7 protein-coding genes are annotated in these 12,779 nt (G+C 71.1%); 4 read left to right on the top strand and 3 right to left on the bottom strand.

The genetic code is table 11. The annotated features are described in order from the left end of the window. Window positions 1-25: 25 nt before the first annotated feature. Window positions 26-1,552, bottom strand: coding sequence for an APC family permease (locus tag ACYVAQ_RS02780; protein WP_460786925.1), 1,527 nt, complete (start codon window positions 1,550-1,552; stop codon window positions 26-28). A gap of 122 nt (window positions 1,553-1,674) precedes the next feature. Here ACYVAQ_RS02780 and ACYVAQ_RS02775 point away from each other — a divergent pair, with 122 nt between their 5' ends. Together ACYVAQ_RS02775 and ACYVAQ_RS02770 are read left to right on the top strand one after the other, a co-directional pair. Beyond that, the gene (locus ACYVAQ_RS02775) at window positions 1,675-3,075 is read left to right on the top strand and encodes a flavin monoamine oxidase family protein (RefSeq protein WP_460786924.1); all 1,401 of its coding nucleotides are present in this window, start codon (window positions 1,675-1,677) and stop codon (window positions 3,073-3,075) included. A gap of 6 nt (window positions 3,076-3,081) precedes the next feature. Next, window positions 3,082-3,969, top strand: coding sequence for a TetR family transcriptional regulator C-terminal domain-containing protein (locus ACYVAQ_RS02770; RefSeq protein ID WP_460786923.1), 888 nt, complete (start codon window positions 3,082-3,084; stop codon window positions 3,967-3,969). Window positions 3,970-4,066: 97 nt separating this feature from the next. Here the strand turns inward: ACYVAQ_RS02770 and ACYVAQ_RS02765 are convergent, their stop codons facing one another. Next, complete coding sequence (locus ACYVAQ_RS02765; RefSeq protein WP_460786922.1) at window positions 4,067-7,252, bottom strand: hypothetical protein; 3,186 nt, start codon at window positions 7,250-7,252, stop codon at window positions 4,067-4,069. Between the two features lie 135 nt (window positions 7,253-7,387). Further along, window positions 7,388-8,812, bottom strand: coding sequence for a CCA tRNA nucleotidyltransferase (locus tag ACYVAQ_RS02760; RefSeq protein WP_460787068.1), 1,425 nt, complete (start codon window positions 8,810-8,812; stop codon window positions 7,388-7,390). Between the two features lie 104 nt (window positions 8,813-8,916). Between ACYVAQ_RS02760 and ACYVAQ_RS02755 the strand changes: the two genes are divergently transcribed. After that, a complete protein-coding gene (locus ACYVAQ_RS02755; RefSeq protein WP_460786921.1) occupies window positions 8,917-11,094 on the top strand; it encodes a DUF6049 family protein in 2,178 nt (725 codons plus the stop codon). After that, window positions 11,091-12,755, top strand: coding sequence for a murein biosynthesis integral membrane protein MurJ (murJ, locus tag ACYVAQ_RS02750; protein WP_460786920.1), 1,665 nt, complete (start codon window positions 11,091-11,093; stop codon window positions 12,753-12,755). The genes ACYVAQ_RS02755 and murJ overlap by 4 nt, the downstream gene beginning before the upstream one ends. Window positions 12,756-12,779 lie beyond the last annotated feature (24 nt).

The raw sequence follows: 12,779 nt of genomic DNA, 5'->3' as shown, positions 1-12,779 counted from the left end.
GCGCTCGGCTTCGGCCCGAGGGCAGTCATCCCTCGACGCGCAGCGGCTCCAGCCCGTCCTCGAAGAAGGTCGGGATGCACCGCTGCAGGACGAGCAGCACGACGAGCCCGACCAGCACGGTGAGCACGCCGATGACGAAGGCGCCCCCGACGTGCCACTCGAGCCCCGGGACGGTCCACGAGGTGTAGCTGCTGACCGGGTCCAGGTCGTTCTTCAGGCTCCAGAGCCCCGCCGCCACCAGGACGAGTCCGCCGATGCCCGGGAGGATGCTGCGCTGGAGGCGTCGGGTGCGCACCCGACGGTGGGCCCATGCCGAGGTGATGCCGGTCAGCCCGTAGTACAGCGCGATCATGAGGCCGCACGAGGTCACCGCGTCGCCGATCACGAGGCCGTGCGACATGAAGTTCATGACGACGTACACGACCCCGCCGGCGACGCCGACGGCGATCGTCCCGAACCGGGGGCTGGCGAAGCGCGGGTGCACCTCGGCGAACCTGGTCGGCAGCCCACCCGCACGACCCATCGACAGCATCGTGCGACCCAGGGTCAGCACCGTGGTCTCGGCGGATGCGGCGGCCGAGGTCAGCACCATCAGCAGCAGCAGGTGCCAGGCCGCGTTGCCGGCCGCGCTGGTGCCGAACACCGCGTGGCCCAGGCCGGAGAAGACGTCGCCGAAGTTGTCCGGGTTGCCGAGGCCGACACCGTCGGTGCCGATGCCTGCGATCGCCAGGGTGGCGACCATCGCGCTGAGGAACAGCGCCAGGAGGACCACCGTCGACACGATCGCGGCGAGTCCGGGGACGCGGCGGCGGTCGGCGGTCTCCTCGTTGACGGTCACGGCCGTCTCCCAGCCCCAGTAGATGAAGAGCATGAGCACGATCGCGCTGACCAGGTCCGACGCGGAACCGACGGCGAAGGGGTTGAACCAGGACAGGCTCGGGTGGGTCGATCCGCTCGTCCCGTGGCCGGTGTAGACCCTGACGAGCGCGACCGCCGAGAAGATCACCAGCATCGCGAACTCGAGGTAGAGCATCACCCGCTGCACCGCCGCGGCGACCTCGATCCCGCGGTAGCAGACCATCGTCATCAGGGCGATCCAGCCGAGGCCGACGAGCAGCACCCAGGGGCTGCTCGCATCGGTACCGATGCTGTCGGCCCCGACGAGCAGGAAGACGTACTGCCCGGCGACCTGGGCGAGGCTGCCCATCACCAGCACGAAGGAGGCGATGATCGCCCACCCGCCGAGGAAGCCGACCCGGGGGCCGAAGACGCGGCTGCCCCAGGCGAAGATCGTGCCGCAGTCGGGGTCCGCGGCGTTCAGCGCCGCGTAGCCGAAGGAGACGAAGAGGATCGGCACGAAGGCGATCACGACGACCGCGGGTGCCTGGAAGCCGACGAGCGCGACGACGAAGGCGATGGTCGCGGCGAGGCTGTACGCCGGTGCCGCGGATGCGGTCGCCAGGATCACGCTGGCCGCGGCGCCGAGCGCGCCCTGCCGCAGCTCGGGCGTCGGCGTACCCGACGCCACGGTCGGCTTCTCTGTCGCACTCATGGGGCACCATCCTCTGTCCGCAAGTTCTGATCGGTCGATCAATGTTGCGTGGATCACAGGAGGGTGTCAAGAGTCAGATCGCAACTCTTGACTTCTCAGTCAATCTTGCTCACGCTTGGCCCATGCCCGATATGGATCCCACGCCCCCGCCCGTCGACGTCGAGGTGCTCGTGGTCGGCGCCGGCTATGCCGGCCTGACCACGGCGCTGGAGCTCCACGACGCCGGCGTCGACGTGCTGGTCCTGGAAGCAGGTGACCGGGTCGGCGGTCGCACCCTCAGCACGGTCGAGGGCGGCGTACGCATCGACCACGGCGGACAGTGGGTCGGACCGACCCAGCACCACCTGCTGGCGATGGCCGACCGGTTCGGCTGCACCACCTTCCCCACCTACGAGGACGGCCGAAGCACCGAGATCTGGCGCGACGGCAGTCGCGTGGAGTACGTCGGCGCAGGCCCGGACGCGGGCCCCGGCGTCGCCGAGTACGAGCGGATCACCGCCCTGCTCGACGAGCTGGCCGTCCTGGTCGACCCGGCGTCGCCCTGGACCACCGAGCACTTCGAGGAGTGGGACCGGCAGTCCGCTGCCGATTTCTTCGCCGCGGCGACGGCCGACCTCGACGCGCGGGCGCGTCTCGCGCTCGCCATCCACGGCGTCTGGTGCACGGAGCCCGAGGAGATCTCGATCCTCCACGTCCTGCTCTACCTCCGGGGTGCGGGGGGCTACACGCAGCTGATGGAGACCCGTGACTGCGCTCAGGACCGCCGGTTCCACGACGGAGCCGACGGTCCGGCGCGCGCGGCAGCCCGACTGCTGGGCGACCGGGTCCGCCTCGGTACGCCGGTCCGTGCCCTCCGCAGCGACGGCAACGTCGTGACCGTGACGACGACGTCGGGCGAGCTCACCTGTCGCCGTGTCGTGGTCACCGTGCCCCCTCCGGCTGCGCGCGCCATCGACGTCACGCCCCCGCTGCCCGCCGCCAAGCGGGCCTGGCTCGAGGGCAACGCGATGGGGCGCGTGGCCAAGGTGCACGTCACCTACGCGACGCCGTTCTGGCGCGCGGCGGACAACTCGGGCATCGCCACGATCTACACGCCCGAGACGGTGGGCGTCGTCTTCGACAACTCTCCCGACGACGCCGAGCGGGGCGTCCTCGTCGCGTTCGTGTACGCCGATCGGCTGGACGTCTGGGCCAAGCTCGACGACGCCGCGCGGCGCGAGGCCGTCATCGCGGACCTCGCTGCCGTCATGGGCGAGCGGGCCCGCGCCGTCGTCGGGTACGTCGAGAAGAACTGGGCCGAGGACCCGATCATCGGCGGCGGCTACGAGGCGTACCCCGCCCCGGGCACCTGGTCGCGGTCGGGAGCGGAGGGATGGCGCCGACCCACCGGCCTGATCCACTGGGCCGGCACCGAGACCGCCGACACCTGGAACGGCTACATCGACGGGGCGATCAGCTCCGGCATCCGGGCCGCTGCCGAGGTCGTCGCGTCGCTGGAGCAGGCGGGCGATGCTGCACAATGACCCTCGATGAGCCCCGCCGCTGACACCGCTGCCGCCACCGCTGCTGACACGGCCGCGATCGCCGAGCGGGCCCGGCGCGTGGTCCGAGCGACCGGCCTGACCCAGCGCGAGGTCGCCGAACGGCTCGGCATCGACGCGACCGCGCTGTCCAAGGCGCTGCGCGGGACGCGGCGGCTGCGGGCCGAGGAGCTGGTCGCGCTCGCCGAGCTCGGTGACGTGCCGCTGCGCTACCTCGAGCGCGGCGCGGCCAAGGCGCCCGCCAGCCTCCGGGCGGCCGAGGCCGCCGGCGTACGACGACGGGCGGAGCACGCCGACCCCGTCGTCCGTCGGTCCCAGATCCTCGAGGCGACCGCGAACCTGATCGCCACCCGGGGCTTCCACCAGGTCCGCGTCGTCGACATCGCCCGGGCCTGCGGGACGAGCACCGGCACGGTGCACTACCACTTCGCCTCGCTCGAGGACGCGCTCCGGGGGGCGCTGTTCTTCTACGCGGACCGGCTCCACCGCCAGCTCGAGGCCCGGTTCGTCGACGCGGACTCGCCGCTGGAGAAACTGCGCCGGCTCATCGAGCTCCAGCTGCCCCGGTCCGGAGACGACTTCGCGGAGTGGTCGGTGTGGGTGCAGTCCTGGAACGAGGCCATGCTGCAGCCGCAGCTCCGGGCCAACCAGCGGCTGCTCTACTCACGCTGGCGCGACGTCGTCGTCGTGCTGCTCGAGGAGTGCCGTCATGAGGGGATCGCCCCGAAGGTCGACGTCGAAGCGCTCGCGACGCGGTTCACCGCTCTCGTCGACGGCCTGGCCATCCAGCTGCTCGCCCACACCACGGGCATGACCGTGGACCGCATGCGGGAGCTCCTGCTCGACGCCTTCCTGCCCGACATCAGCCTGCGCTGAGCGGACGGCCGACCCCGGGCAACAGCACCGGACCGTGGTGGCGACCGCGAAGGTCGTCACCACGGTCCGATGGTTCAGCCGGTCGGACTCAGACTCCTCAGATCGGGGAGACCGGGTCCTGGTCGGCGTGCGGGACGCACATCTTCCCCTCGTTGTAGAGGGTCAGCGTGTTGGCGAGCGAGACGAACTGGCTCTTCAGGGTCGCGCTCCCGTTCTTGACCTGTGCCGGGGTGTAGGTCTGGAACAGCACCTTGGCCTGCGCCATCTGGGTGTCCACGCACGACGTACCCGCACCGTTGAGGCTGTTGAGGACGGCCGCGATGTACTGCTTCGCCAGTTGGTAGTACGGATTGCCCGCCGGAGGAGTGGTCATCACCGCGTAGTAGGTCTGGCCGCTCTTGAAGAAGATCGTCTTCTCCTTGAGCGGACCGATCTTCGCCCAGGTCGGGTCGGAGGGCGCACCTCCCTTGAAGGAGTCGTTGTGCGTCTTCCAGTAGCCCTGGGTGAGGGTGAAGCCGGTGTCACAGGGCGTGCTGGCGTTGACCGTGTACGACGACTTCTTCACCGTGGCCGTGTCGTTGGTGACCAACGTCGCGGTGTTGGTGAAGGCGTGGGGTCCGCAGGTCGCGAACGGCCCGATGGTCATCGTGTACGTGAACGACTTCGTCGCCCCGACGGCCAGGTCCTTGGCGCACACCGTGCCCAGCGCCTTGTCGTCGGCGGTGTTCGCCGGCGTCCCCATGTCGTCGGTGACCGTCACGCACTCGTCGGTCTCGGTGCTGGGTGCACCGAAGGTGACGGACGCGCTGCCGCCGTACGCGACCCCGGCAAGCGTGGCGGTGGCGTTGTTGGTGCCGCCGGCCGTGCCGGCCAGGTCCTTGGTGTAGGTGCACTGGACCGAGCTGTTCTTCGGGATGTCGACGGTGGAGCCACCGCCCGGGCAGACCACGGTGATGTCCATCGCGCCGAACCGGTCGGCCACGGCCACGCCGGTCGCCGGGATCGGTGCCGGGTTGGTCACCGTGATGGTGCCGGAGACGTTGGCGTTCGTGTCGACCGCGCTGACGTGCGTCACTCCGACCTGGTACGTCGCCAGGTAGGTCTCGCCGTTGGCGAGGGCGAGCGTCGACGGGTCGCCGTCGAAGTCGTGCTCACCGGTGACGATCACGCGCTTCTTCGCCACGCTCCAGCTGTGGGTGCGGGTGAAGCTGGTCTGCGCCGTCTTCGCGACGTTCAGCCCGTAGCAGGTCACCTTCATCGACGCCGACGCGGACGCGATGCCCGGCGAGGTCGCCGTGTTGGTCACCGTCCGGGTGTCGGTCGCGGCCGAGCCCTGGGTGCAGGGGAACGACTGCGGGACCGCGTGGGTGTCGGTGCTGCTGACCGTCCACGAGGAGGCGCCGTCGGTGATGGTGATCGAGTCGTTGACCGGCGTCGACGGGTTCCAGGTGACGCCGACCTGCTTGGCGTAGTCCACCCCGGCGAGCGTCGCGGTCGCGGTGTTGCTCGTCGCCGCGGTCGAGGAGCCCTGCGGCACCGTGTAGGCACAGTCGACCGAGCTGTTCGCCGCGATCGTCGCCGTGGCCTGGTTGCCGGCCGTGCTCGGGTCGCAGTCGATGACGGCGGTGCCCGGGACGTCGAGCTGGTCGGCGACCGCCACGCCCGTGGCCGGGATGGGTGCCGGGTTCGTGACCGTGATCGCGCCGGAGACCGTCGAGCCGGACACCGTGCCGGAGTCCTTGGTCGCGGTCACCTGCCAGCTCTCGTCGGCCGACTGACCGTAGAACTCGTCGACATCGGCCGGCGCCTTCTTGGACAGCGTCCAGCCGTACGTCGTGGTCGAGTCACCGGTCGCGGTCTTCGCCACGTCCAGGCCGTAGCAGGTCACGTTCATCGAGGCCGATGCCGGATCGGTGCGGTTCGACGTGGCCGTGTTGTCCACGGTGCGGGTGTCCGTCGCGGCCGAGCCCTGCGTGCAGGGGAACGACTGCTTGACCGGGTGGGTGTTCGTGCTGCTCACCGTCCACGAGGAGGCGCCGTCGGTGACGGTGATGTCGTTGTTGACCGGGGTCCCGACGAAGGTGACCGGCGCCGATCCGCTGTAGACGACGCCGCTGTCGAGCGTGGCGGTCGCGGTGTTGGTCTGGTCCTGCGGCGCCACCGAGCCACCCGAGGGGAGGGTCTTGGAGTAGGTGCAGGTGAGCGACTTGCCCGGCTTCAGCGTGACGGGGAGGGTGCCGCAGCTCGCCGAGACCGCGCCGTCGACCGACAGCACGTCGTTGACGCTGGAGACCGTCGCGTCGAGCGCCGAGGTGTTGTTGACCGTGATCGTGCCGGACACGACGGCGTCCGAGATGGTGCCGGCGTCCTTGGTCGCCGTCACGTTCCACGTGCCGTCCTGCGACTGACCGTAGAACTCGCTGACGTCGGCCGGAGGCGTCTTCGCCAGCGTCCATCCGTAGGTCCGCGTGTACGTCGCGTTCACGGTCTTGGTCACTTGGACGAACGGGTACTGCTTGACCTTCCACTCCTCGAAGCCGCCGTCGCTCGCGTACGGGTCCGCGCCGTCGGCGTTGCCCCACTTGGAGTAGAGGACGAAGTACTTCGAGCAGGAGGAGTCGCCGTACGAGCAGTTCGCCGGGATGTCCATGCCGGCGGTCGGCACCAGGTAGCGCAGGTCGCCACGACCGGAGCCCTGGTTGACGTCGTTGATGCGGATGTCTCCGGAGAAGTCGTACTGCTTCGAGACGCCGGTCTGCCCCGTGAACGGGTAGTTGGCCAGGTTCGGGTCGTCGGAGAAGTAGACCTCGACGTCGGTGAGGTCGATCCGCTTGGTGGAGTTGGACTCGTTGATGTCGTTCCAGAGCTCGAAGTAGCGCTGGCCCTGGTACATGACGACCGGGATCGCGCTCACCTTGATCGAGCGGTTCCAGTTGGGCGAGGAGCCCTCGTCCAGCTGGTTCTTCGCGTCGGTGTTGAAGGCCTGCTCGGTCGGAGTGTTCTGGATCTGGAGGAATGTGTCGTAGTTGCCGGTCCCGGATGTGCCGAAGCTCTGGCAGCCGTCGCCGAAGTACTGCGCGATGGCGCCTCCGGACGTCGACGCGGACGCACACTGGGTGTTGTCCGTGACCTCCACGCTGTACGAGCCGCTGTCGCTCGTCATCGCGTGCGCGGCGCCGACCCCGCCGGCCGCCGCGATCGCGAGCGCACCGAGCAGGACGGCCCGTGCCCTGCTCCGCTTCGTACGGCGCCGATGCTTGGCGGCGCCAAGGAATTGCCTCATGACCATGCCCCTCTATCCCCCAGTGAGTAGGTGTGGCGGCGGGTCGGGAAGCTGACCCGCGAAGCCACCCTCAGAGGAACACGCTCTGCGTGCGCTGGGGCCGAAAGACGGACGAATTTGCCGTCCGCGGTGTCCTCAGTTCCGCTGGTTCCACCAGTCCCGGAGGGCTGCCGTCGCGTCGGCCTCGCTCATCGGCCCGTTGTCCAGGCGCAGCTCGAGCAGGAACCGGTAGGCCTCGCCCACCTCGCGACCGGGACCGATGCCGAGGATCTCCATGATCTGGTTGCCGTCGAGGTCGGGCCGGATCGAGGCCAGCTCCTCCTCCTCGGCGAGCCGGGCGATCCGGGCCTCCAGGTCGTCATAGGTACGCCGGAGCCGGTCGGCCTTGCGCTGGTTGCGGGTCGTGCAGTCGGCGCGGGTCAGGATGTGCAGCCGCTCCAGCTCGTCACCGGCGTCGCGCACGTAGCGGCGTACGGCGGCATCGGTCCACTCCCCCGACCCGTAGCCGTGGAAGCGCAGGTGCAGCTCCACGAGCCGGCCCACCTGGTCGATGAGGTCGTTGCTGAACTTCAGCGCCCGCATCCGCTTGCGGGTGATCTTCGCGCCGACCACGTCGTGGTGGTGGAACGTGACGGTGCCGTCCTCGACGAAGCGGCGCGTCTTGGGCTTGCCGACGTCGTGCATGAGGGCCGCGAACCGGGACACGAAGTCGGGCCGCCCGCCGAGCCGGTCCTCCTGGGCGATCGCCTGCTCGAGCACGGTCAGGGTGTGCTCGTAGACGTCCTTGTGCCGGTGGTGCTCGTCGCGCTCCAGCTGCAACGCGGGCAGCTCGGGCAGGACGCGGCCGGCGAGCCCGGTGTCGACGAGCAGGGTCAGGCCGAGCCGGGGGTACGGCGCGCAGATCAGCTTCACCAGCTCGTCGCGCACCCGCTCGGCGGACACGATCTCGATCCGATCGGCCATGTCGGTCATCGCGCGCACGACCGAGGGGTCGACGGCGAACCCGAGCTGGGCCGCGAAGCGGGCGGCCCGCATCATCCGCAGCGGGTCGTCGGAGAAGGAGTCCTCCGGCGTCCCCGGCGTGCGCAGCACCCGGTTGGCCAGGTCGAGGACACCGCCGTACGGGTCCTCCAGCTCGCGGCCGGGCAGCCGCACGGCCATCGCGTTGACGGTGAAGTCGCGCCGGCCGAGGTCGCCGGCGAGGGTGTCGCCGTACCGCACCTCGGGCTTGCGGCTGTCGGCGTCGTACGCCTCGGAGCGGTACGTCGTCACCTCGACGACCCAGTCACCCTTGCGGCACCCGATCGTGCCGAAGTCGCGGCCCATGTCCCACCAGGCGTCGCCCCAGGCCTTGAGGATCCTGTCGGTCTGCTCGGGACGCGCGGAGGTGGTGAAGTCGAGGTCGTTGGAGCGCCGGCCCAGCATCGCGTCACGGACCGGGCCGCCGACCAGCGCCAGCTCGTGGCCGGCTGTCGCGAACAGGGTGCCCAGCTCGTCGATGACCGGCGCGATCCGGTCCAGCTCGGCGGCGACCGCCGCCTGGACGTCGACCAGCCGCAGCGGCTCTGCGGGGGCGGGCGGGACGGCGTCGTTCACGGGCTCGGATTCTAGGTGCCCGGCCTGCCGTTCGATGCATCGCGTAGGGGCCCCACTACGCTCGGGGGGTGTCAGTGGTGGGCCGGTGGATGTCGCGTGCCGCGACCGGCCTGCTCGGCTGCGTCGCGCTGTCCGCGCTGACCCTGCCGGCCGCGCACGCCGACCACGCCGACCGCACCGGCAGCGGTGATGCGCCGCTGCGGATCTCGATCAGCCGGATCACGCCGGGCGTCCTCCCCCGGCACGGCCCGCTCGTCGTGAGCGGCACGGTGCACAACACCGACTCGGTGGCGTGGACCCAGGTCAACCTCTATCCCTACCTCGACGACGACCGGTGCGTGGCGAGCGGGACGTGCGCCCCGCCGATGACCAGCTCCGCTGCGCTGGCCGAGGGGGCGGCGACCGACGAGGCGAGCCCCGTGGGCGAGCGGGTCGTCGAGGAGTCGGCCAAGCAGCAGCTCGCCTCGATCGCCCCCGGCCAGACGCTGCCGTTCTCGCTGACCATCTCGCAGAAGGTGCTGCGCGCGAACCTGGCGAACCCGCAGGCCGGCGTCTACTGGTTCGGCGTGCAGGCGATCGGCCAGAGCACCACCACCCCGCGCGACGACGTCGCCGACGGCCGGGCCCGCACCTTCCTCCCCTATGTCCCCGTGACCGGCAGGACGCCCGTGCTCGACACGGCCGTCGTCGTACCGGTGCGGGCGCCGATTCAGCACGAGCGCGACGGCCGGCTCAGCAACACCGCCGCCTGGCTCACCTCCCTGTCGGCAGGCGGCCCGCTCGCCGACGAGCTCACCATCGGCCGTGCCGCGGCCGGGCGACCCATGACCTGGCTCGTCGACCCCGCCGTCGTGGACGCCGTGCAACAGCTCTCCGACGGCAACCCGGGCCGACTGCTGCCGACCCCCGGCGCGAGCACCTCGCCGTCGGCGTCGCCCACCGGGCTCGGCACCGGTACCAGCGGCTCCGGCAGCGCCGGGCCGCTCGCCACCGCCGCGACCACCTGGCTGGACCAGGCACGCTCCGGCCTCGCCTCCGGGCAGCTGCTCGCCCTCCCCTACGGCGACCCCGTGCTGCTCGGCACCGACGTCACCTCCCAGCTCTACACCTGGGCCCGGGCGGAGAACGGCGTGCTCGCGGGCTGGAAGATCGGCACCCAGCGCGCCATCGCCAGCCCCGACGGGTACGTCGACCCGGCCGGCATCTCCGCCGCGCACGACCGGGCGATCGCGCTGGTCGGCGACCAGATGCTGCGCCGACCCGTGGTCGGCGGCACCGTGGGCCAGCACCCCTTCGTGGCGGCCTCCACGGCCGCCGCCTCCGGCGGGCCCGACCCCGAGCAGCCGCTGAGCAGCGTGGCCGTCCGCCAGCGGATCCTGGCGGAGGCGGCGGTCCGAGTGCTGTCCGGCGACAACCGACCGCTGGTCGTCCAGCTCCCGAGCGGGATGGGCGCGGACGGGGCGAACCGCTTCTGGAGCGGCCTGGACCAGCCGTGGCTGGACCTCACCACCGTCTCCACGGTGCTGGCGCGCGGCACGGCGACGATCCGGCCCACCTCGCTGAAGTTCCCGGCCGCGCAGGTGGCCGACGAGTCCCAGCTGGACGCGCAGGGCGAGGCGCAGCAGCTGGTCCTGCGCGGGCAGCTGCTGCAGTCGATCCTCACCGCCCCGAAGGCCAAGGACGGCTCCGACTCGACCGCCGCCAACGCCCGGATGTCGGCGGCGGTCACGGGTGAGGCGCTGGCCGCGACGTCGTACTCGCTGGCGGCCGACACCGATGCCCCCTCGCGTCTCGCCGCGTCCCGAGCCTGGATCGACGCGCAGCTGGCCGGCGTCACGATCAGCGCGCCGCCGAGCGTCACGCTCTCCAGCTCCGAGGGCAGCTTCGCGGTCACCCTCACCAACGGCCTCGACGTCCCGGTCACGGTCCAGGTTGCGGCCGAGGCGAGCGGTGCGCGCATCGACAAGGGCGACCCCGTCGAGCTCGCCGCCCACTCGCGGGCATCGGTGCGCCTCAACGCCCACACCAGCCGCGCCGGCGTGCACAACCTGCGCCTGGTCGTGGAGAGCTCGGCCGGTACGCCGATCGGCTCGACCGTCACCGTCCCGATCCGGTCCGGCTCGGTCGGCGTGGTGATCTGGGTGATCCTCGGCTCCGGCGCCGGGATCCTGTTCTTCGCGATCGCGGTCCGGCTCGTCCGCCGGTTCCGCGGGGGACGTGACCGGCGACCCGAGGCCACCACGTGAGCGCTGCCTCCGACACGCAGTCCGGGATCCTCGCGAACAGCGCGGTCATGGCGGCCGGCACCGCCTTCTCCCGGGTGAGCGGCTTCCTGCGCTCGACGCTCCTCGCGGCCGCCCTCGGCGCGAGCATCCACGCCGACATCTTCACCGTGGCCAACACGGTGCCGAACATGCTGTACATCCTGCTGGCCGGCGGCGTGTTCAACGCCGTGCTGGTGCCGCAGCTGGTGCGCGCCATGCGGACCGACGAGGACGGCGGATCGGCGTACGTCGACCGTGTGGTCACCCTCGCCTGCTGCTTCCTCGCCGTGGTGACCGTCCTGCTCGTGGTCGCGGCACCCCTGGTGATGCGGGTGCTCCTGTCGCACCAGTACTTCGTGCCGGGCATGGGCGCCGAGCGCGACGCGGCCGTCGCGTTCGCCCGCTACTGCCTGCCCCAGGTCTTCTTCTACGGCATGTTCGTGCTGGTCGGGCAGATCCTCAACGCGCGCGGCCGGTTCGGCCCGATGATGTGGGCGCCGATCGCCAACAACGTCATCGCGATCGCGGTGCTGGTCGGGTACCTGTGGCACTACGGAGCCGCGGGCCCGGCCGCTCAGCACGGTGGGTTCAGCTCCGGCCAGGAGCTGCTCCTCGGTCTCGGCTCGACCCTCGGCATCGCGGGCCAGTTCGTGATCCTGGTGCCCTACCTGCGCCGGGCCGGCGTGCGGATCCGACCGCGGTTCGACTGGCGCGGCACCGGCCTCGGCCACACCCTGCGGCTCGGCGTGTGGACCGTCCTGTTCGTGATCGTCAACCAGGTCGCGTACGTCGTGGTCACCCGGCTGGCCACCGGCGGCACCGCCGCCGGTGACGACGGCACCGGCATCACCATCTACTCCAACGCCTTCCTGGTCACCCAGGTCCCGCACTCGATCATCACCGTCTCCCTCGCGACCGCCGTGCTCCCGCGGCTCTCCCGCGCCGCCGCGGACGACGACCCCGCGGGTCTGGCCCGGACCCTGTCGAGCACGATGCGCTCGGCGCTGGCCGTCGTCGTACCGTTCGCGGCGGTGCTGCCGGTCATCGCGCTCCCGCTCGCGCGCGTCATGTGGGCCCACGGCGCCACCGCGCACTCGTACCCGCGCTACGCGCCGACGGTCGCGCTGTTCGGGATCGGGGTGCTGTTCTTCACCATCCACTACCTGACCCTGCGCGGGTTCTACGCCCTCGAGCGCAACCGCACCGTCTTCTACATCCAGTGCGTGGTCGCCGCCGTCAACATCGTCGCGGCCGTGACGCTGGTCGGCCTGGCGGACCCGCGGCAGACGTCGCCCATGCTGGTGCTGGCCTATGCGGCGGCGTACGCCGTCGGGGCACTGCTCTCCACGACCGTGCTCGTCCGCAGCCTCGGCGTCCTCGCCGTGCGCGCGTGGGTCGGGTTCGTGGTCCGCCTCGGCGTGGCCACGGGCATCGCGACCGGTGTGACCTGGGTGATGGACCGGATCTGGCAGGACACCGTGCTGGAGCTGATCTCGCGACCGGGGTGGCCCTGGTCCGCGGTACAGCTCGGTGTGGACGGGCTCGTGCTGGGAGTGGTGCTGCTCTGGCTGGCGGGTCCGTTCCGGCTCACCGAGCTCACCGACGTGGCCGACACCATCGGCCGACGGCTGTCGCGGCGATAGCCACGCGGGATCTCGGGAGACGCG

Source organism: Nocardioides maradonensis (assembly GCF_054777115.1).
Note: the sequence above shows the minus strand (reverse complement) of the source record. Positions and strands in the feature narration are given on the sequence as shown.

Excerpts from the sequence above, each read along its gene's own strand:
- ACYVAQ_RS02780 (WP_460786925.1), bottom strand. The coding sequence starts at position 1,552 with ATGAGTGCGACAGAGAAGCCGACCGTGGCGTCGGGTACGCCGACGCCC.
- ACYVAQ_RS02775 (WP_460786924.1), top strand. The coding sequence starts at position 1,675 with ATGCCCGATATGGATCCCACGCCCCCGCCCGTCGACGTCGAGGTGCTC.
- ACYVAQ_RS02770 (WP_460786923.1), top strand. The coding sequence starts at position 3,082 with ATGAGCCCCGCCGCTGACACCGCTGCCGCCACCGCTGCTGACACGGCC.
- ACYVAQ_RS02765 (WP_460786922.1), bottom strand. The coding sequence starts at position 7,252 with ATGAGGCAATTCCTTGGCGCCGCCAAGCATCGGCGCCGTACGAAGCGG.